The organism is Xanthomonas sp. GPE 39 (assembly GCF_000963005.1).
Taxonomy (GTDB): domain Bacteria; phylum Pseudomonadota; class Gammaproteobacteria; order Xanthomonadales; family Xanthomonadaceae; genus Xanthomonas_A.
The window spans coordinates 2,321,335-2,341,574 of sequence record NZ_JZHZ01000007.1 but is presented as its reverse complement, the minus strand read 5'-3'; the positions used below and the strand labels follow the sequence as shown (position 1 = coordinate 2,341,574).

Sequence of the window (20,240 nt, the reverse complement as noted above, 5' to 3'; positions counted from 1 at the left end):
TCCATGCTCTGTGCATGGCGAACGCGAGCTCCGCGAAGCTCGATGGCCGTTCCTCACTGGATACCGCCATGCGTCTTGTGAATACGTCCGATTGCTCTACCTCTCTCCCTGCGCCTCACGACCGCTATGGCGTGTCGGCGGTGCCTGCCGATGGCGTGCGGGCCATGCGCGGCGAGATCGCGGTGGCGCTGCCGCTGCGTCATGCGGGCGTGCAGTTGCTGCGCTTGCGCTATGAGCTGAGCGGCCCGGCCAGCGCGCCGGTGGTATTCGTGGCCGGCGGCATTTCCGCGCATCGCCATCTGGCTGCCAATGCCACGTTCCCCGAGAAGGGCTGGGTCGAGGATTTGGTCGCGCCAGGACGTGCGCTGGATCCGACCCAGTTGCGGGTGCTGGCGTTCGATTTCGTCGGTGCCGACGGCAGCCTGGACGCACCGATCGACAGTGCCGACCAGGCCGACGCGATCGCCGCATTGTTGGATGCTCTGGATATCGTCCAATTACATGGCTTCGTCGGCTATTCCTACGGCGCGCTGGTCGGCCTGCAATTGGCGGTGCGCCATCCGCAGCGTCTGCGCAAGCTGGTCGCGGTCAGCGGCGCCCATCGCGCGCATCCTTATGCTGCGGCATGGCGCGCGTTGCAGCGCCGCGCGGTGGCGTTGGGTCAATTGCAGTGCGCCGAACACCATGGGCTGTCGCTGGCGCGGCAGTTCGCGATGCTTAGCTATCGCACGCCCGAAGAATTCGGCGAACGCTTCGATGCGGCGCCGGAAGTGATCAATGGCCGTGTGCGCGTTGCCGCCGAGGATTACCTCGATGCCGCCGGTGCCCAGTACGTGGCGCGCACCCAGGTCAACGCTTATCTGCGCCTGTCCGAATCGATCGACCTGCACCGCATCGATCCCAGCGCCGTCGCCGTGTCCACCGTGGTGGTCGCGGTCGAGGGCGACCGCCTGGTGCCGTTGTCCGACCTGGTGACCCTGGTCGAAGGGTTGGGGCCGCGCGGCAGCCTGCGCGTGCTGCGTTCGCCCTACGGACATGATGCCTTTCTGAAAGAAACCGATCGCATCGACGCGATCCTCGCCACTGCCCTTCGCCCCACCGGAGCTGACGCATGAGTAACGCACACGACACCGATCTGCCTTGTACTGCCGCCACCGCCGCAGTGCGCGCCGGCATCGACCGCGACACCACCCACGGTGCTGTGACCCCGCCCATCGTGCTGTCGTCGAACTTCAGCTTCGATGGCTTCGGCAACAAGCGCCAGTACGACTACACCCGCAGCGGCAACCCAACCCGCGACCTGCTCGGCGAAGCGTTGGCGGAGCTGGAAGGCGGTGCCGGCGGTGTGGTCACCGCCACCGGCATGGGCGCGATCAATTTGGTACTCAATGCGCTGCTGCAGCCGGGTGACACGTTGGTGGTACCGCACGATGCCTATGGCGGTAGCTGGCGGTTGTTCGATGCGTTGGCGAAAAAAGGCCACTTCGTTTTGATCACCGTCGATTTGACCGATCCGCGCGCGTTGGCCGAGGCGTTGGCGCAATCGCCACGGCTGGTGATGATCGAGACCCCATCCAATCCGTTGCTACGCATCACCGATCTGCGTTTCGTCATCGACGCCGCGCACAAGGCCGGTGCGCTGGTGGTGGTCGACAACACGTTCTTGTCTCCGGTGCTACAGAAGCCGCTGGCTTTTGGCGCCGACCTGGTGATTCATTCCACCACCAAGTACGTCAACGGCCACAGCGATGTCGTCGGTGGTGCGGTGGTCGCCGCCGATGCCGAATTGCACAAGCAACTGGCATGGTGGGCGAACGCACTGGGCTTGACCGGTTCGCCGTTCGATGCGTTCCTGACCTTGCGCGGCCTGCGCACGCTGGATGCGCGCTTGCGTGTACACCAGGAGAATGCGCAGGCGGTGGTGGAACTGCTGCAAACGCACCCGGCAGTGCGGCAGGTGTACTACCCCGGCATCCCCACGCATCCCGGACATGCCATCGCGGCGCGTCAGCAACAGGGCTTCGGCGCGATGATTAGTTTCGAACTGGCTGGGGCCGAGCCCGAGGTGCGTGCCTTCGTCGATGGATTGCGCTATTTCACCCTGGCCGAATCGTTGGGCGGTGTGGAAAGTTTGATTGCCCATCCGGCGTCGATGACGCACGCGGCGATGACCCCGCAAGCGCGGGCCAACGCTGGTATTTCCGATGGCCTGTTGCGTTTGTCGGTGGGTATCGAGTCCAGTGCCGACTTGCTGGTCGACCTGCGGGCGGGTCTGGAGCGTGCGCAGCGCGCCAGCGAGGCGGTGCCGCGCAAACGGGTGGATGCGTGAGCAACGCGTTGGCCAATGCGTGTTCGCTGCCGCTGGGGCAAGTCGCGTTGGCGGCGCCGCAGTTGTGTTTGCTAGGCACTGGCACCGTCGGTCGCGCCTTCGTCGCGCGCTATCAGGCGCTGCAACGCCGCCGTGTCGGTCTGCCCGCGTTCGTCTGGCTCGCGAATTCGCGCACGGTGGTCGAGTGCGCGCACGCACCGGCGCAGGCCCTGACCCAGGCCAATGCCGCCGAGCGTGGCGCCCTAGCGGTGGTGTTGCCTGAGAACCTGCGCCAGGGCGATATTGTCGTCGATGCCACGGCCAGCGAGGTGGTGGCGCAGCGGCATGCTCAATGGTTGCGAGGCGGTGTGCATGTGGTCACCGCCAACAAGCTCGGTCAAGGTGCCGCGCTGGCCCGCGCCGAGCAGATTCATGCCGCCTGCCATGCCGTTGGCGCGCACTATGGCGACAGCGCCACGGTTGGCGCAGGCCTGCCGTTGCTGAGCAGTCTGCGCGCGCTGGTGGCCGGCGGCGATCATATCCATGCGGTGGAAGGGATCTTGTCCGGCTCGTTGGCCTGGTTGCTGCATCGCTACGATGGTCGCTGTGCGTTCTCTGCGTGCGTGCGCGAAGCCGCTGCGGCCGGTTATACCGAGCCCGATCCGCGCGAGGACCTATCCGGCGAGGATGTGCGTCGCAAGCTGTTGATCCTGGCGCGTGCCGCAGGCTTGCCGTTGCAGGCCGAGCAGGTGCATGTGGAGTCGCTGGTGCCGGAAGTTTTGGCGGCGGCGACGTTACCGGCGTTGGACGCGGTCTTGTCGGAGTTGGATGCGCCATTGGCCGCGCGCCTGGCGCAGGCGCGCGCGCATGGTGCGTGTTTGCGCTTCGTCGGCCGGTTCGATGCGCATGGTGCCTCGGTGGGCCTGCGCGAGTTACCGTTGTCGCATTCGCTTGTCAGTGGCTCCGGCACCGATAACCGGGTCGCCATCTACAGCGATCGCTATCGGCAGCAGCCATTGTTGATCCAGGGGCCGGGCGCTGGTGCCGAGGTTACCGCCGCCGCACTGCTGGACGATGTGCTACGGATTGTGATGTCCGAACGGTGGCGCTGATGGGGCGCAGCGCCACCGCAGGCTTCAGCCTCAGTGCAATCCTTGGTACAGCGCATGGAGCAGGTTGCCCTGTTCGTCGTCGCCACTCAACTCCCAGAAGAATGCGCCGCCCAGCCCTAGCGCTTTGACGTAGCCGCCCTTGAGGCTGGCCATTGCCGGATCGTCGTAGCTCCAGAAGGTGGAGCTGGCGCTATCGTATTTCCAGTGGGCGAAGGCGTGCGGGTCGTAATAATCGTTGCCGGCGTGTATTTTCAATGCGTTGTATTTTGAGACTCCGGCGTTATTGCCGGCCTGATAGAGGCCGTTGTTGATATTGGCGACGTCTTTCCAGCCCTGCCCGTAGAAGCCGACGCCAAGATTGAGCTTGTATGCCGGAACCCCGCGTTTGAGGAATGCCAATATCGCATCGGTGCTGTTGTAATAGCGCTTATCGCCGGTGGATGGATCAGACGGCGAGTGGAACAGCGCGGAGTGATGGTTGGTGATTGTGTCTGATGCGCCGCCATGGAAGTCGTAGGTCATCACGTCGATGTAGTCCAGATAACGCTGATACACCCCCGGATCGGTGACTCGGATTTTGTCGATGCCTGCGCCTGCATCCACGGCCAACAACAGCCCAGGACGCACCGCGTTGAGCTGGCGGCGGAATTCGGCGATCAGCGCGGTGTAGTTCGCGCGGTCTTCGGGTGTTCCGCAGGTCAGTCCGCAGACGACCGGAAATTCCCAGTCGATGACAAAGCCGTCGAACACGCCAGTGGCTGCGCCGGACCCACCTGCGCCATCAACGACGGGTAGGTTGCCGCGGATGTAAGCATCAATGCATGAGGCGACGAAGGCTTGGCGGTTTTCCGGACGCGCCGCGCTGGCGAAGCCGGGGGACCAACTCCAACCACCAAGCGCCATTACCACCTTGAGTTGGGGATGCAGTGCCTTGAGTTTGCGCAACTGGTTCCAATTGCCGCGTAGCGGCTGCGTAGCTGTGTCGGCGACACCATCCACGCTCTGCGTTGCATTGACGCTGCGCGTGTAGTCGGCATAGGCGTCGCCGCCTGCGCCTGTATTCGGATCGCTGGCTTGGTTGACGCCGACTTCGCAACGGTTGTTGTGCACGTTGCCGAATGCGTAGTGCAGATGGGTCAGGTGCTGTGCTGCGCCGCTAGTCTCGATATCGCGAACCTGATAGTTGCTACCGTAGATACTCCATTGAGTGAAGTAGCCAACTAGCCGGGGATTGTTGGCGTTGGTTGCTTCGGCATGCGTGCAAGCGGTGCCGAGCGCGAGGAGAACGAAGCTGCAAGAGAGGCCTCGTAGGGATGCGCGGATGAAAGAGTGCATGAGAAATTTCCTTACTTATTTGGAGAGCGAGGTTGGTGCAGGCTCTGGATATAAGCGTGAAATGTCACTCTCGTTACTGGAATCGAGGATTTCCATACGGGACACAATTAACTGTGATTCGAATCGCACCGATTTGTTTGATTGTCTACATAAAGATCTGTGCGTGTGCTGGTAATTTTTTGCTGCGCGTTATGGTGATGGTTTTCGGGTCGTCATGCAGATCTATGAGTGATTTCCTTCATTCACGTGTATGCGCTAGCGCATAGCGTGGAGGTGGCATGATCTGGAAGTTCCTTTTCAGTTCATGTGGTTAACTTGGTCAGCAGTGATCCAGTCGCTAGGTGCTCAAGTCGGCGGCGATGCGCGCATTGCTGTTTGAGTGTGCGGATTCCCCGTTCAATCATCCGTTTCTGCTGTGCACATTGCGTGGTGATGAACTCCTGTTTCATGCCATCGTTGCGCACCAAGGGAGTGTGGCGGCAGTTGGTGAACACCAAGCCTTGCAGGCACTTTAGTCGGTGTGTCTTACAGAGTGCGGCGTACCACGTCGAACCAGCGGCACAGCTTTTTCATCGGCACACTTATCGCTTCTATTTGTAGCCCCCGCCGGATCGAGCACAGCAACTCTCGTCCTTGGAAGGGGGGGGTGGGGCAGGACACGCCTGTGCAGGTGCGATTGCCTGATGTGCAACGCAGCGCGCATTTGCGTCACTTCAGGGTGGGGCGCTGCAGTTGTTGTGGACGAGGGTTAGGCATGTGTGATGCGACATGTGTTCGGACGGTTCCTGCAGCGCCGCCAGGACCTGTTCGGCTTGGGTGCCGGGCAGCGGTCGGTACGCTGCCCAGCCGTTGCGGCCTCTGGCCTTGGCCTGATATAGCGCGCGATCAGCTAAGACCAGTAGTTGTTCCCAGCCGAGCTGATTGTCCGGGTCGTGCACGAACGGGAATTCGGCGATCCCGATCGAGCAGGTGACCCGCCCTTGCTTGCCCTGGTCGAACACGAACGGATGCGCCGCGATCGCATGACATAGCCGCTCGGCGGCGACGGTCAGGTTCTCGTGTGGGGCCGAGCGCATGACCAGCAGAAATTCCTCGCCGCCCCAGCGCACCACGTGGTCGCTCTTGCGGGTCAGCTTGACCAGTAACTTTGCCATCTGTTGCAGGATGGCGTCGCCGGTGTGGTGCCCGTTGCTGTCGTTGATCGCCTTGAAATGGTCGATGTCGATCAGCGCGAATAGCATGCCCGGGCACGATGCCATGTCTTGATCGTCGTCGGCCATGCGTCGGTACAGGGCGATGTCGCTGGGGATGTGCAGCGACAGGTAGCGACGGTTGCGCAATTGGGTCAGTTCGTCGGTGAAGCTGGCTTCCTGCAGGCGCTGGTTGGCTTCCTGCAGCGCTTTGGTGCGCTCGCGCATCTGTTGTTCCAGCGTCTCGCGCTGACGTCGATTGTGTAGCCGCGCCAACTGTACGGTGAGCAGGATCAGTCCAAGCTCACCCAGTCCCAGTAATAACTTGAAATACGGTGTTTCCCGCAAACCTGGCTGAATCCGCAATGGCAATCGCGCCGGTGCCACCGCCCACACTCCGCCATTGTTGCGGGCATTGACCTCGAACAGGTAATTGCCGCCGGGTAAATTGGTATAGGTCGCCACGCGTTGGCGGATGTCGTCGGGCGAATGCCAGCGGGTGTCGTAGCCGAGTAGCCGGTAGCGCAATTCGATGCTTTCCGGGACTTGGAGCGAGGCGGCGGTGAATTCGAAATCCAGATCGCGCGCCTGTTTGGGGAGTGGGGTGGGCAGTGCCTGCGGGCTCAACCACTGTCCCAGGACGCGCACTCGCTCCACCACGGGCAGCGGCGCTACCGGATTCTTGACGATACCAGTGGTGTTCATGGCGACCACGCCGTCGCGGCTGGGCAGCCAGAGCGTGCCGTTTTCGATGAATCCCTTGCCGTTACCGATGCCATTGCAGCACACCCCACGCATGCCGCCATGGTGCTGCGCGCGTTCGCTGAGCATCCGCTCGGCTTGTAACGCGACGGATGGCGTGGCGGCGTGCGCTAGCAGATTGGTCAGGCGCAGACGATAGATGCCACGCAGCCCGGTCACCCAGACGTTACCTTGAGGATCGTCGGTGATGAAGAACGGCGCATTCGCCGGCAGTCCATCGGTTTCGTCGAACATGCTCCAACGCTTGCCATCGAATAGCCACAATTCTTCGGACAGTGTGCCGACCAGCCATTGCCCACCAGGCAACTCGTGGATCGCGGTGATGTCGGCGTTGGCCAGCGCGCTATCGGGTGTGGCGAGTGCGACTAGGCGTTCGCCGCGCAATTCGTACAACCCGTCCTGCGAGCCCACCAGCAGGCGTCCATCGTGGGTTTCGTGCAGCAGGCGGATGCGCGCGTCGCGCAGGCCTTCGCAGATGCCATAGCGGCGCAGATGCTTGCCATCGCTGCGGAACAGGCCATTGTCGCTGGCAAACCATAGACGTTGCGCGTGATCGCGCAAGATGCCGCTGATCTGCAGTTCGTGCAGGGGGGCCAGCAGCCGTGGTTGGCTGAGGTGTCCGTCGCGGTAAAGTGCGATCCCGCGACGCGTTCCGATCCACAGTTGGCCTGGTTCGGCGAGTAAGGTATAGGGCGCGTCTGTCGGCAATTGATCCATGCGCAGAACCTGTTGGTAGCGTCCATCGCGTAATCGTGACAGGCCACTACCGGTGCCGACCCACAGCGATCCATCGGTATCGCGCGCCAGTGTCCACACCAGTGGGTCATTCAAGCCTTGGGGCACGCTGTAGCGCCGGGTCAAGCCGTTCCACAGGCGGCTGATGCCGTTCCAATTGCTGCCCAGCCAAAGGTTATGTTCGCGATCTTCGAAAATTGCGCTGGTGGCGGTGTTTTTGTTGGTTCCGTTATTGCGCTCGACGACCTTGCCATCGCGCACGCGTAACAGAGCGCCAGACAGGCCGACCCAGAGATTGCCATCGCTGTCCTCGAACACGGCATGCACCGCGCGTTGGGTCAGACCGGCCTCGTCAGCGAGCAGTTGCCAGCTTCCTGCGTGAAGATACAGTAGACCGTTGCGGGTACCGGCCCACACTCGCCCTTGCGCTTCCACGAGTTGTTGCACGGGTGCATCGCGCATGTCCTGCGGCAGCGGCAGTGGTGTTGCGCTGTTCTCTCCGAGGCGCAGGACCGCGCCGCGCGTGCCGACCCAAAGTTGGTGTCCACGTGGCAGTAGCGCATACGCGCCGCCAGCGATGTGGTGGCGCAGCCGCAGGCGTTCGCCTTCCACCGCGTAAACGCCATTCTGTGCGGCGACCAGGACCGTACCGTCGGTGTCCAAGGTGATCGCTTCGATGTTGAGCAGCGGCGTGTGTGGATCTTGCGGCAATACATTGGAGAAATGACCATCGCGATACCGTGCCAGCCCGCGGTAGGTGCCGATCCACAGTGTGCCGCTGTTGTCCACGCGTAGTGCCTGGATCAATGTGCCGGGAAGATGGGCCGGTGCTTTGTCGTTGAACGAGGTCATGCGCACGCCATCGAAACGCGTCAGCCCGCTCATCGTGCCGATCCACAGGTAGCGTTGCCGATCCTGCGCGAACGCCTGGATGCTCACTTGCGGCAAGCCCTGATCCAGGCCCCATGTGTCGCGTGCGTAGTGATTGAACTGCTTGTCCGCTTCCAGCGCATTGGCATCGGGGACGTAGGCATTGCACGCCGCCAGGAGCATGACCAGCCCTAGCGCACGCGCGTACCAGCGAACATGGTGGAGAGGTCGCGACATCTCATTGGCGCACTGGTGTCGCGTCCTCGTGCCGATCTGTCGTAGCGCACGCTGCGTGATTTGTCGGGCGATAGCACGGACTGTGGTGTAGGCGATGGCCATCGTTGGCAGCATCGGCTCAGCACTCAATGACGTTGACAGCGAGCCCGCCGCGGCTGGTTTCTTTGTACTTGTCCTGCATGTCGCGGCCTGTGTCGCGCATGGTCCGGATCACTTTATCCAGCGAAACCTTGTGCTTGCCGTCGCCGCGCATGGCCATCCGGCTGGCATTGATGGCTTTCACCGCGCCCATCGCATTGCGTTCGATGCATGGGATCTGCACCAGCCCGCCGATCGGGTCGCAGGTCAGGCCGAGGTTGTGTTCCATGCCGATCTCGGCGGCATTCTCGATTTGTCCGGGATTGCCGCCGAGTGCGGCGACCAGGCCGCCTGCGGCCATCGAACAGGCCACGCCGATCTCGCCCTGGCAGCCGACTTCGGCACCGGAGATGGAGGCGTTTTCCTTGTACAGGATGCCGATCGCGGCCGCAGTGAGCAGGAAGTTGAACACGTGTTGTTCGTCACTGCCTGGGCAGAATCGGTCGAAGTAGTGCAGGACTGCCGGGATGATGCCGGCCGCGCCATTGGTCGGTGCCGTGACCACACGGCTACCTGCAGCATTTTCCTCGTTCACCGCCAGCGCATAGAGATTGACCCAATCCAGTGTGGTCAAGGGATCGCGCATCGCCGCTTCCGGTTTGGAGGAAAGTTCGCGATACAGCATGGGCGCGCGTCGGGTGACTTGCAGGCCACCTGGCAGTGAGCCCTCTTCGCGGATGCCGCGTGCCACGCATGCCTGCATCGCGTTCCAAATCTCGCGCAAACCCGTGCGGATCTGTTCTTCGCTGCGCCAGCATTTTTCGTTTTCGAACATCAGTGCGGCGATACTCAGGCCGCTACGCGCGGCTTGCGCTAGCAGCTCGTCGCCGCTCTTGAACGGGTAGGGCAGCGGTGTTTGGTCGGCGACAATACGGTCGTCGGCGGCATCGTCTTGATTGACCACAAAGCCGCCGCCGATCGAGTAATAGTCGCGTGTTGCGATCATCTCGTCGTTGGCGGCATAAGCGGTGAAGCGCATGCCGTTGCTGTGATGCGGGAGTTTTTGGCGTTTGTTGATCGCCAGGTCGCGCTTTTCGTCGAAGGCGATGCTGTGCTGACCAAGTAGCTGGATGCGTTTGCTGCTGCGGATGCGTTCCAGTGTGCTGGGAATGATATCCGGGTCGATCAGTTCTGGACGCTGGCCTTCCAGGCCGAGCAGCAACGCCTTGTCGGTGCCGTGGCCGCGCCCTGTCAGCGCGAGAGAACCGAACACCTCCACGCGCATGCGCACGACGTTCTGTAGCGTGCCTTGATCCAGCAGCCAGCGTTTCACGAAGCGCTCGGCGGCGCGCATGGGTCCGACGGTATGGGAGGAGCTCGGCCCGATGCCGATCTTGAACAGGTCGAAGATGCTGACAGCCATGCGTGCCGTTGAGGGGAAGGCCTGAAGGACGGTTATTCTATGCCCCCGTGTGCCGGATGGGTTCGTTAATCCGTATCCAATCCAACCGATGTCTCTGATTCTCTACCAACGCGATGATTGTCACCTGTGCGATGAAGCGTTGCGGGTTCTGGCGCAGGCGCGTGCAGCTGAGCCCGACAGTGTGTTTATCGACGGTGATGCCGCCTTGGAGGCCCGCTACGGCATGCGCGTGCCGGTGTTACGTGCCGCCAATGGCCGCGAGCTGGATTGGCCGTTCGATGCGAATGGCGTGCGTTGTTGGCTAAGCGGACTGGACTGAAGGTCAAGGCCGATCTCCCCGCGTAAAAAAGCGGCGGACCCCACGAGGAAATCTTCCGCTCAACGGTCGTGCGTCACGGTCCATGGCGAATCACTTCGCCTTGAATACCACTTTGGTGCTAATCGCGGTTTCGTTGGGGATGGTTTTGGTATCGGCCCAGTCACCGCCGCCCACACCGAAGTCTAGACGCTTGACCGTGGCCTTGCCGGTCAGCACCGGCTGCGCGCCCGCACTCCAAGTGAAGGTCAGAGTTACCGGTTTGGACACGCCACGCAACTCCAGCGTACCATCGGCCGCGTAGGTGTTGTTGCCGAGGGCGCGGAATTTGTCTGCGCGATAGTGTGCGGTGGCGAACCTGGTGACATCGAAGAAGTCTGCGCTCTGCAGTGTGGAATCGCGCTCGGCGTTGCCGCTCTTGGCGCCGGTCAACGGGATCGTCACCTCAAGTTTGGCGCTGGCCAGATGAGTCGGATCGAAGCTGAGCTTGGTGTCGAAGCCAGCGAACTGCCCGGTGAAGACTTCGCTCTCGTACTTGCTGGCGAAGACCAGAGTCGAGCCGGGTGCCTGTACGTAATCGGCGGCGAATCCAGGCGCGGCCATGAGCATGGCGACCAGGTGGGCGGCGACGGCGGCATGGGAAGCGAAACGAGACGGCATGGGGCAACTCCTCAGGATCTGGACGAGGGCAGCCAGCCACGCGGGAGCATCCGCGTCAGGGTGGCATCGCGTTGAAACAAGTGGTGATAAAACGCCGCGCCAGCATGTGCCAGCACGATCACGATCAAGGCCCAGAACCCCCATTCGTGCACGCCGTGCGACAGCGCGCGCAGGTGTGGGTCGGGCGCGCTGAGCTTGGGCACGTCGATCAGCCCGAACCAGCGCAATGGACGCAGGCCGCTGCTGGAGTCGTACAGCCAACCGGACAGTGGTATCGCGAAGATCATCAGGTACAGCAGCGCATGAGTGACGCTGGCGATACGCGCCTGCCAGCCGGGGGTTCCTGCTATCGGTGCAGGTGTGCCAGCGTACACGCGCCAGCCCAGCCTGAAGACGACCAGTGCCAGCACGGTCAGGCCCAGCGACTTGTGCGCGGTATACACCCAGAAGTATTTGGGTGTCCTCGGCAACTCGCCCATGGTCAGGCCGACCACGCCCAGCAGCAGGATCAACAAGGCGATCAGCCAGTGCATGGTCTGGCTGACGCTGCCCCAGCGGTCTGCGGTGTTCTTGGCGGTCATGGCGTGCGGTCCTGTTCGGCTGGGTTGGTCGCCCTGTCGGACGACGGTGCCGTGGCTGATGTCGGTGTGGTGTCGGAATCGGGGCGGCCTTCGCGGGTCGCTTCGGCTTCGATGTGCAATTCGACCGTCGCGCCAATCACCGATGGCCACGAGCTGATACCGAAATCGGCACGTTGCACGGTGGTGGTGGCCGAGAAGCCGACGGTGCGACGGAATGGCGGCAGCGGGTGTCGCTTGATCGCGTTCAAGGTCACCTCCAGGGTCACCTCGCGGGTGACGCCGTGGAGCGTCAGTTGTCCGATCACCTTGGCGTGGCGGGCGTCCACCGGTTCGATTCGAGTAGAGACGAACAGGGCTTCTGGATAGTGTTTGCCGTCGAGCAAATTGTGCGCGAGTGCGGCGCGGTTCCAGGCGTCATCGCCCAGGTCCAGCCGCTGCAAGGGCACTCGCGCTTGCAGGCGTGCGCTGCGCCAGTCCTGCGGATCGAACACCAGGGTGCCGGTGCTGCCGGACACCGTGCCCAACGCCTTGGAGAAACCCGCGTGATCGATTGCGAACAGGACGCGCGTATGTACCGGGTCCAGCGCGTATTGCGCGGGGGCAGCCAGGCCCGTGCCCGGCAGAGTCAGCAAAACCGCAACGAGGCAATGTTTGAACATGAGAGCACCCGCGCTGTATGGGTTGTCGGATTCTAGAGCCTGCGATGTAGGTTGACGTGAGGTGCCTTGGTCGTGCGTGCGACGTCTGCGGTGCAGGATGAGTGATCCGCATGGGCAGTCGACGGTTGCCATGGGCCGTGCTTATCGCCGAGGATGAAGAGCGAGCAGCGATGCCGACACCAGCCTGGAGAGTGACACACGATGTGGTCGAGAAGGAGCTTGGGGTGGCTATTGTTGGCGTGGTCCGCGGTTGCAGGCGCGGTCGTGCCGCTGACGCCGCAACCGCGTCAGCTAACGGTCGCCGATGGCCTGCCGTCCAATACCATCAATGATTTTGCCGAAGACAAGCTCGGCTATTTGTGGATTGCCAGCAGCGATGGCCTGGCCCGGTTCGATGGACATGGGTACCGCATCTGGCGGATTGAGAACGGGCTGCGCGACAACAATCTTTTTAGCGTTCATGTCGATGCGCAGAACCGGGTCTGGTTCGGCACCAGCACTGCGCAACTGGGCATGCTTTCGGCGGACCGCCGCACGTTCCGTTACTACGACCACAGTGTCTATCCTCAAATAGGTTCCGGTGAGGTGTGGGCGATCATTTCCACTTCCGACGGCAGTATCTGGTTCGGAATTGGTAATTCTGGGCTGTACAGGTTGCAGCCAGACGGCCACCTGACCCATTTCATGCCCAAGCCTGGCGACGAACACAGTTTGCCATCGATCAATGTGACCAAGTTGGCGACAGCGCCCGATGGTGCCCTTTGGGTCGGCACTCACGACGGTGTCGCGCGCTGGAATGGGCAAGGTTTCGAGCGTTTTCCCCTTTCTGGGGTTAATCACTATGTTCTTGGACTGACGCCCGAACGCGACGGTATCCTCTGGGTCGGTAATTTTGATGGGGTACGCTTGTTGCGTGCCGATGGTAAGGCGATTGCACCTTATTGGCGTAACATGCCGAACAATAGTGTGATTGCGATGCTGATCCACGACCGCAATGGCAATCGCTGGTTCGACACCATGGACGGCCTGGGTGTGGAGAGCGAGACCGGCATCATCCGCAACGTGCCGCTGTACAGTAATTCCGCGCACGGGGTGGTCAAGCCGAATTTTTTGTTGGGGTTTGAGGATCGCGAGGGCGATCTATGGTTTGCCACTCTCAACAACGGGTTGTGGTATTTGCCGTCTAGATGGCGGCAGTTTTCGGCGCTGTCTTATCGGGTGCATGATCCAGAGTCGATTTACAACTCCTACGTGGTGGCTACTGCGGCCTCGCAGGATGGCGGAGTCTGGTTGACTGGTACTAATGGGGTACTTGACAAGCTTGACCTGGTCACGGGTGCGGTTCGCCACCACATGCGGACGATGTTCGGGATGGATTGGCCAAAAGCCATCGTCGAAGATAATCAGGGACGAGTGTGGGGGGTCGGACCCAAAAGTTTGCTGCGCTACGATCCGGTCAGTGGCGAGGTCATGCGTTGGGACATCGGGGAGAGCAGCAATGCTTTGCTTATGGTGAACACGACGTTGGTGACCGTCAGTGGTGATGCACACCTGTGGTTGTTCAGTGATCTTGACGGTGCGCAGGTGCGCGATCTCGATGGTCACGTCCTGCGTAACATCGCGCTGGGTACCGGCGGGTTGCCTGCAGATTTGGTTGTCAATGCACTCAAGCTTGGACCACAAGGCCAGCCCTGGTTGATCGGATCGCGCGGCGTTCTGTCCTGGAACCCGGCGCGTGCGCGTTTCGAGCCGGTGCCGGGTGCGCCGCGACGGCCATTGAGTACTGTCGCAATCAGTGATGGTAATGTGGTCTGGCTGGCCGGTGTAGGTTGCCTGGAGCGTTATCTGTGGGACGGTACCCGACTGAGCTTGCTCGACCGCATCGACGAAAGCCACGAGTTCCCGAGACTGGTGCCGAACGGCATGGTGGTCGATGACAAGGGCGTGGCTTGGTTGAGCAGCGTGCGCGGGCTGATCCGGGTCGATCCGGCCAGCAAGGCGATGCGCTCCTACGGTGTGCGTGATGGTTTGCCCAACCAGGAGTTTGCAACCAATACCCTGATCCAGGCGCGTGGCGGGCAAATTCTCGGTGGTACCCCGGATGGCGTGGTGTTGTTCGAGCCGTCCCAGGTCGTGCCGTCGCGGCGGCAGCCACCGCTAGTGATCGAGCGCGTCAACGTGCGCCGTGGTGATGCACTGCTGGATCTTTCGCACGCCGACACAATCGTGTTGCAGGAAGGCGACCGCGATTTGAACGTGGTCGCGCGGCTGCTGTCGTTTTACGACACCGAGTCCAACACCTACCGCTTCCGCCTGAGCGGCTACGACACGGAGTGGGTCGATGTCGGCGCCAATGGCGAGCGGCTGTTTCCGCGCTTGCCATCGGGCCAATATACCCTGGAGATGCAGGCGCGTACCGCCGACAAGGTGTGGTCGAAAGTGGTGACTCTGCGCTTTCGCGTGCTGCCGCCTTGGTGGCGCAGTACGTGGGGGATAGTCGGGCTGACATTGCTGGCGTTGTTGATTGTGTGGTGGCTGTCCTATCTTTACCGTCGGCGTTTGCGTCGTCGCAACTCATGGCAACTGGCCCTGCACAAACAGGAGGTGGCCGAGCAGGCCTCGTTGGCCAAAACCCGCTTCCTGGCCACGTTGGGGCATGAAGTGCGCACGCCAATGACCGGCGTGCTGGGGATGAGTGAACTGCTGCTGTCCACGCCGCTGGATCCAAGACAACGCAGTTACACCGAATCGATCCGTGGCGCCGGCACGCATCTGCTGCGCCTGGTCAACGATGCGCTGGATCTGGCGCGGATCGAGGCCGGGCGTCTTGAGCTGGATCAGCAGCCATTCGATCTGGGGCAACTGATCGCCGAACTGGCCGCGATGATGGAGCCGATGGCGCAGGGACACGGCCTGACGTTCGTATTGGACAACGCGATGCCGCAGCAGGTCACCGCGACCGGCGATGCCACGCGGGTGCGGCAGATCCTGTTGAACCTGCTCAACAACGCGATCAAGTTCACCGAGCGCGGCAGCGTGCAGTTGCGGGTGGCGCCGTTGCAGGAGCGTCAAGGGGTGCGCTTCGAGGTTGTCGATACCGGTCCAGGCATCAACGCCGAACAACAGGCGCGGTTGTTCCAGCGTTTTGAACAAGCCGATGGTCCGCGCACCGCCGCGCGTTATGGCGGTAGCGGCTTGGGGCTGGCGATCTGTCAGGAATTGGCGGTGGCGATGAAGGGACACATCGATCTGCAGAGCCGGCTCGGCACTGGCACTCGCTTTGTCGTCGATCTGCCTTTGCCGTGGGTGCCGGCGCCGCTACCGCGTCCCGTCTCTGGCGTGCGTGATGTCGTGTCCGTCGCGGTACCGCAACGGGTGCTGCTGGTCGAGGATGACCCGACCGTCGCCGAGGTGGTCATTGGTCTGCTCAGCACGCGTGGTCACCGGGTGACCCACGCCGCGCATGCCCTGGCGGCGCTGACCGAGGTCGCGTCCAATATCTTCGACATCGCCTTGCTCGACCTGGATCTGCCTGGCATGGATGGTCTGGCGCTGGCGCGGCAGTTGCGCGCCTTCGGTCACGCGATGCCGTTGATCGCGGTAACGGCCCGCGCCGATGCCGACGCTGAACCGCAGGCACGTGCGGCCGGTTTCGATGGGTTCCTGCGCAAGCCGGTGACGGGAGACATGCTGGCCGAAGCGATGCAAACGCCAGCACCTACAATGCACGATGCGGAGGGGGCGAACAGCCATGTCGATGGCGCATAAGCGTCGTGCGCAGGCTGTGCGGTTTCCGCTCAAATCTTCGCGTTTTTGCAGCGGTCCCAATGTACGTGGCGCGTTTGTAGCGTTGGATCGCCTTTCCAGGCAAGCCGCAGTTTGCTGCAACTCTGGGCCGCGTTTACTCGGCCGCCGCCACGTCCTCGACCTGCTGCGGATGCGATGGCTTATTCGGTAATTGCCAGAAGATCAAGGTGGAGGTCAGGGTCATTGCGCCGACGCAAACGAAGGTCGCATGCAGGGCGATGACGGCAGCGTGGCTGTCGCCAAAATAGTCGCCGAAGGCCGCCAGCAGACTGCCCGAGGCCGCAGCGCCGAAGCCAGTGGTCAGCATCATCACCATCGACAAAAGACTGTTACCGGCGCTGGCTTGGTCGCGTTCCAGGTCGCGCAGGGTGACGGTGTTCATGACGGTGAATTGCAACGCATTGACTGCGCCGAACACGGTGAGTTGCAGAAGTTGCCAGCCCAGGGCCTGGCCCGAATCGAGCAGCACGAAGCTCGCCATCGCGGTGCCGACCAGCACCGTATTGGTCATCAGCACTCGACGGTAGCCAAAGCGCTCGACCAGTTTCACCGCAGCGCGCTTGGATGCCATTCCGGCCAGTGCCACTGGGATCATCATCAGGCCGGCGCGCATCGGAGGGATGTCCAGGCCGACCTGCAGCAGTAACGGGATCAGCAATGGCATGCTGCCGCTGCCCATGCGCGAGAACAAATTGCCGAGGATGCCGATGCGAAAACTGACCACCTTGAACAGATGTGTTGGGAACAACGGAGCCGGCGTGTTGGCTGCATGCAGCCAGTAGCCGATGAGCGCCGCCAGCCCAGCGACTGCCAGCAGCATCACGAATGCGTGGCGCAGGCCTAGCTCGGAGATGCCGTCCAGTGCCAGCGACAACGCGACCATGCCGAAGGCCAGCATGCCGTAACCAATCAGGTCGAAGTGGGTGCGCTGCTCGCCATAGAGGTCGGGCATGATCTTCAATGCGGCGGCGAAGCCGGCCGCGCCGATCGGTAGATTGATCAGAAACACCCAGTGCCACGAGGCCACCTGCACCAGCCAGCCGCCCAGGGCCGGCCCGACCAGCGGCCCGATCAACGAGGGGATGGCGATGAAGCTCATCGCGCTGAGAAACTTCGCGCGTGATACCGAGCGCATCACGGCCAGTCGTCCGACGGGCAGCAACATTGCACCGCCGATGCCTTGCAGCACTCGCGCGGCGACCAGATAGTGCAGGCGCGGCGCCGCTGCACACAGCAGCGAGCCCAGGGTGAACAACACGATCGCCACCAGGAAGACCCGGCGGGTGCCGTAACGATCAGCGATCCAGCCGGAGGCGGGGATGAACATGGCTACAGCCAGCGCATAACTGAACACCACCGACTGCATCTGCAGCGGACTCTGCTGCAGGCTGCGTGCCATCGCCGGCAGCGCGGTGTTGACGATGGTCGCATCCAGCATCTGCATGAAGATCGCCAGCGACACCAACCACAGCAGCGGGCGGAAATTCTGCCGAGTGGGGATGGTCAGCGGGTCGGGTGATGGCGCAGACATCGATCTGCATGCTGTGGCTAAAAAACAATGATGGCGTAGTTCAGGTCGTTATGGTGTCGGCTTGGTGTAGACAGGGGTCATTTGCCTCCTGCGCTTTCAGCCCGCCGCGCGAGGCGCTTGCCTGCATGCGATAGAGCGGGGCGCTGGTGACGTTCGATAAGCAGCGACGCCATCGCGCTGAGCTTGGGCAATGCCGTGCGGCGTGCTTGCTGTCGTGGGTGCGAGCCTCGCGGACTTGGGTCAGCTTCCGTGCGTTGCACTGCAACGGTGGTGGATCGCCGTGCGGGGTTATCGCGGTTGGTCGAGCGTGGCATAGACCGCATCGCGAAGTGCGGTGACGAAATGGCCGCACATGCCTTCGTGAATGGTGTTGCTGAAGGCGACCACGCTCAGCTGGCGCGCCGGATCCACGAACCAACTGTGTCCATAGGCGCTGCACCAGCGCCAGGTGCCGACCGATTCCGGCGTCGCGGCCAGTTGCCGGTCGCGTAGCACCATATAACCCAGACCATAGCCGAAACCTGGCGCGCTGGACATCTTCCATCCCCCGCTGTGATCGCGCTGCATGTCCGCGATCAGTGCACTAGGCAATAGCGTGCCGCCGTCCTGGCGCAGGGTTTCTAGCAACTGCAGGAAGTTCGTCGCGCTCCCGGCCATGCCCGCTCCGCCCGAGAAAAACATCCGTGCATCGAAGATGCGGCCCGGGCTGAAGGTCAGGCGGAGTTTGCCCTCGAAGGCCGGCACGACTTCGCCTTCGGCCAGTAGATGCGGCTGTGGCGTATCGTTGACATAGACCGTGTCCATGCGCTGTGGATCATCCACGACGAAGCCGGTGTCGTGCATGGCCAGCGGATCGGTGACCAGTTGTCGCACGCTTGCGTCCAGTGGCGCGTCGTGTACGCGCTCGATCAACGCACCCAGGACATCCGTCGCCAACGAATAGCCCCAGGCGGTGCCTGGCTCGTATAGCAGCGGCACGCTGGCGATGCGGCGCAGGTTCTCCGCCAGGCTGATGATCTGCATGTCCATGCCATCGGACACCCCGGCTCGCGTGTAGGGCCCGTCGGCATCGGTTTCGAGGAAGCGATAGCCCAGCCCGGCGGTGTGGCCGAGCAATTGCCTGACGCTGATCCGGGCGAGGCGGCCATCGGCCAGATGCGGCTGGAACTCGGGCAGCCAACGGACGATATCCGTGTCCAGGTCCAGCTTGCCTTGTGCCGCCAGCACCAACGCTGCGGTCGAGACGATGAGCTTGCTCACCGATCCTAGGCGGCATAGCGTCTTCATGGTCATCGGTCGCTGGCGTTCGCGGTCCGCCCAGCCAGTAGCCTGTTGGTGGATCAAGGTGCCGTTGTGGGCGACCAGCACGCGCGCGCCGACCAGACGCCGTTGCTCCAGCGCTTCCTGGACGACGGCGTCGATGCGGGGCGACAGGACGGTGCCAGCCGCAAAAGCATCGAGTGCAAACGGGGGGACGGTCATCTGCAACCCATTCGGAGGGGGCGCTGCCTCCGATTCTAGTGGCTGCGGTCGCGACGACAAACACTGGGCAGCGTCGCGATCCGGCGCATCAACCGCGCCGACTGTGCCGCTGCACCGCCGCGATCAGTGCGCCAACGTGCTCAGGCTGCATGTCCGGTGACAGCCCGTGGCCGAGGTTGAACACATGACCGTCCGGCGAACCGTTGCCCTCGGCGTAGCTGTGCAGCACGTGCTGTACCTGGCGCTCGATGGCTTCGGGCGCACCGTACAGTACCGCTGGATCCAGATTGCCTTGCAGGGCGACGCGGCCACCGGTGCGGCGCGCCGCATCGGCCAGATCGATGGTCCAATCCACGCCCACGCCTTCGGCACCCGAAGCGGCCAGTTCCTCCAGGTAGGGCGCGTTGCCCTTGCCGAACAGGATCAGCGGGGTGCGTTCGGGGCCCTCGCCGCGTGCCAGTTCGCGGGCGATGCGCAACAGGTAGGGTAGCGAGAATTCGCGGTACATCGCCGGGCTGAGTACGCCGCCCCAGGTATCGAAGACCTGCAGCGCCTGCGCGCCGGCCGCGCGCTGCGCCGCCAGGTAGGCGATCACCGCATCGGTATTGACCGACAACAGCCGGTGCAAGGCGCTCGGATCGTTCAACGCCATCGCCTTGATCCGCGCGTAGTTGTCGCTGCCGCCGCCTTCGACCATGTAGCAGGCCAGCGTCCACGGGCTTCCGGAAAACCCGATCAGCGGTACGCTGCCGTCCAGTTCGCGGCGGATCACCCGCACCGCATCCATCACGTAGCGCAGTTCGGTTTCCATGTCCGGCACGCCGAGCCGTGCGATGGCCGCCGCATCGCGTACCGGATGGCGGAACTTGGGGCCTTCGCCTTCGACGAAGTACAACTCCAGGCCCATCGCATCGGGAATGGTGAGGATGTCCGAGAACAGGATCGCCGCGTCCAGGGGGAAGCGTGCCAGTGGTTGCAGGGTCACTTCGCAGGCTAGTTCCGGGGTTTTGGCCATCGCCAGGAAGCTGCCGGCACGGGCGCGCGTGGCGCGATACTCGGGCAGGTAGCGTCCGGCTTGGCGCATCAGCCATACGGGGGTCTGGTCCACGGGCTCGCGGCGCAGCGCGCGCAGCAGGCGGTCGTTCTTGAGCATG

Annotated in this window: 14 protein-coding genes; 5 read left to right on the top strand and 9 right to left on the bottom strand. The window is 62.7% G+C overall.

Going from position 1 to position 20,240, the window contains the following annotated elements:
* Nucleotides 1-8 precede the first annotated feature (8 nt).
* Genes XALGPE39_RS09850 through XALGPE39_RS09840 form a run of 3 tightly spaced genes read left to right on the top strand, consistent with a single transcriptional unit; the run spans nucleotide 9 to nucleotide 3,420 of the window.
* Entirely contained in the window at nucleotides 9-1,115 is a 1,107-nt protein-coding gene (locus XALGPE39_RS09850; RefSeq protein WP_152624872.1) for a homoserine O-succinyltransferase, read from the top strand.
* Nucleotides 1,112-2,329 carry an O-succinylhomoserine (thiol)-lyase gene (locus XALGPE39_RS09845; RefSeq protein WP_045728031.1) on the top strand — a complete coding sequence of 406 codons (1,218 nt, stop codon included), beginning with the start codon at nucleotides 1,112-1,114 and terminating at the stop codon, nucleotides 2,327-2,329. The genes XALGPE39_RS09850 and XALGPE39_RS09845 overlap by 4 nt, the downstream gene beginning before the upstream one ends.
* 8 nt (nucleotides 2,330-2,337) lie before the next feature.
* Nucleotides 2,338-3,420 (top strand): homoserine dehydrogenase, encoded by a 1,083-nt coding sequence (locus XALGPE39_RS09840; protein ID WP_235429898.1) that lies wholly within the window; start codon nucleotides 2,338-2,340, stop codon nucleotides 3,418-3,420.
* A 30-nt stretch (nucleotides 3,421-3,450) separates the two neighbouring features.
* Here XALGPE39_RS09840 and XALGPE39_RS09835 read toward each other — a convergent pair whose 3' ends face one another.
* The 3 genes from XALGPE39_RS09835 to XALGPE39_RS09825 all read right to left on the bottom strand — a co-directional run bounded on the left by XALGPE39_RS09835 (nucleotide 3,451) and on the right by XALGPE39_RS09825 (nucleotide 10,050).
* Complete coding sequence (locus XALGPE39_RS09835) at nucleotides 3,451-4,755, bottom strand: glycoside hydrolase family 18 protein (protein WP_045728029.1); 1,305 nt, start codon at nucleotides 4,753-4,755, stop codon at nucleotides 3,451-3,453.
* 713 nt (nucleotides 4,756-5,468) lie between these two features.
* Entirely contained in the window at nucleotides 5,469-8,549 is a 3,081-nt protein-coding gene (locus XALGPE39_RS09830) for a ligand-binding sensor domain-containing diguanylate cyclase (RefSeq protein ID WP_045729114.1), read from the bottom strand.
* A gap of 118 nt (nucleotides 8,550-8,667) precedes the next feature.
* Nucleotides 8,668-10,050, bottom strand: coding sequence for an L-serine ammonia-lyase (locus tag XALGPE39_RS09825; protein ID WP_045728028.1), 1,383 nt, complete (start codon nucleotides 10,048-10,050; stop codon nucleotides 8,668-8,670).
* A gap of 88 nt (nucleotides 10,051-10,138) precedes the next feature.
* Between XALGPE39_RS09825 and XALGPE39_RS09820 the strand changes: the two genes are divergently transcribed.
* Nucleotides 10,139-10,369: a glutaredoxin family protein gene (locus tag XALGPE39_RS09820; RefSeq protein ID WP_045728027.1), complete on the top strand. Its 231-nt coding sequence runs from the start codon at nucleotides 10,139-10,141 to the stop codon at nucleotides 10,367-10,369.
* Nucleotides 10,370-10,459: 90 nt separating this feature from the next.
* On the opposite strand, the gene XALGPE39_RS09815 is transcribed toward XALGPE39_RS09820, so the two are convergent.
* From XALGPE39_RS09815 to XALGPE39_RS09805, 3 genes are read right to left on the bottom strand one after another with little or no spacing between them, the layout of a single operon-like run.
* Nucleotides 10,460-11,026 carry a YceI family protein gene (locus XALGPE39_RS09815; RefSeq protein WP_045728026.1) on the bottom strand — a complete coding sequence of 189 codons (567 nt, stop codon included), beginning with the start codon at nucleotides 11,024-11,026 and terminating at the stop codon, nucleotides 10,460-10,462.
* An 11-nt stretch (nucleotides 11,027-11,037) separates the two neighbouring features.
* Nucleotides 11,038-11,607, bottom strand: a complete 570-nt coding sequence (locus XALGPE39_RS09810; protein ID WP_045728025.1) for a cytochrome b — start codon at nucleotides 11,605-11,607, stop codon at nucleotides 11,038-11,040.
* On the bottom strand, nucleotides 11,604-12,266 hold the full coding sequence (locus tag XALGPE39_RS09805) for a YceI family protein (protein ID WP_045728024.1): 663 nt from the start codon (nucleotides 12,264-12,266) through the stop codon (nucleotides 11,604-11,606). Before XALGPE39_RS09805 ends, XALGPE39_RS09810 begins: the two co-directional genes overlap by 4 nt.
* A gap of 264 nt (nucleotides 12,267-12,530) precedes the next feature.
* Between XALGPE39_RS09805 and XALGPE39_RS09800 the strand changes: the two genes are divergently transcribed.
* Nucleotides 12,531-16,034, top strand: coding sequence for an ATP-binding protein (locus XALGPE39_RS09800; protein WP_235429782.1), 3,504 nt, complete (start codon nucleotides 12,531-12,533; stop codon nucleotides 16,032-16,034).
* 133 nt (nucleotides 16,035-16,167) lie between these two features.
* On the opposite strand, the gene mdtD is transcribed toward XALGPE39_RS09800, so the two are convergent.
* From mdtD to hemE, 3 genes are all read right to left on the bottom strand, one after another.
* Nucleotides 16,168-17,604, bottom strand: a complete 1,437-nt coding sequence (gene mdtD / locus XALGPE39_RS09795; protein WP_045728022.1) for a multidrug transporter subunit MdtD — start codon at nucleotides 17,602-17,604, stop codon at nucleotides 16,168-16,170.
* Nucleotides 17,605-17,892: 288 nt separating this feature from the next.
* Nucleotides 17,893-19,086, bottom strand: a complete 1,194-nt coding sequence (locus XALGPE39_RS09790) for a serine hydrolase domain-containing protein (RefSeq protein ID WP_045728021.1) — start codon at nucleotides 19,084-19,086, stop codon at nucleotides 17,893-17,895.
* 88 nt (nucleotides 19,087-19,174) lie between these two features.
* Nucleotides 19,175-20,239, bottom strand: coding sequence for a uroporphyrinogen decarboxylase (gene hemE / locus XALGPE39_RS09785; protein ID WP_045728020.1), 1,065 nt, complete (start codon nucleotides 20,237-20,239; stop codon nucleotides 19,175-19,177).
* Nucleotide 20,240 lies beyond the last annotated feature (1 nt).

Coding starts and splice junctions, on each gene's coding strand:
- XALGPE39_RS09845 (WP_045728031.1), top strand. CDS start 1,112: ATGAGTAACGCACACGACACCGATCTGCCTTGTACTGCCGCCACCGCC.
- XALGPE39_RS09835 (WP_045728029.1), bottom strand. CDS start 4,755: ATGCACTCTTTCATCCGCGCATCCCTACGAGGCCTCTCTTGCAGCTTC.
- XALGPE39_RS09830 (WP_045729114.1), bottom strand. CDS start 8,549: ATGTCGCGACCTCTCCACCATGTTCGCTGGTACGCGCGTGCGCTAGGG.
- XALGPE39_RS09825 (WP_045728028.1), bottom strand. CDS start 10,050: ATGGCTGTCAGCATCTTCGACCTGTTCAAGATCGGCATCGGGCCGAGC.
- XALGPE39_RS09820 (WP_045728027.1), top strand. CDS start 10,139: ATGTCTCTGATTCTCTACCAACGCGATGATTGTCACCTGTGCGATGAA.
- XALGPE39_RS09815 (WP_045728026.1), bottom strand. CDS start 11,026: ATGCCGTCTCGTTTCGCTTCCCATGCCGCCGTCGCCGCCCACCTGGTC.
- XALGPE39_RS09810 (WP_045728025.1), bottom strand. CDS start 11,607: ATGACCGCCAAGAACACCGCAGACCGCTGGGGCAGCGTCAGCCAGACC.
- XALGPE39_RS09805 (WP_045728024.1), bottom strand. CDS start 12,266: ATGTTCAAACATTGCCTCGTTGCGGTTTTGCTGACTCTGCCGGGCACG.
- mdtD (WP_045728022.1), bottom strand. CDS start 17,604: ATGTCTGCGCCATCACCCGACCCGCTGACCATCCCCACTCGGCAGAAT.
- XALGPE39_RS09790 (WP_045728021.1), bottom strand. CDS start 19,086: ATGACCGTCCCCCCGTTTGCACTCGATGCTTTTGCGGCTGGCACCGTC.
- hemE (WP_045728020.1), bottom strand. CDS start 20,239: ATGCTCAAGAACGACCGCCTGCTGCGCGCGCTGCGCCGCGAGCCCGTG.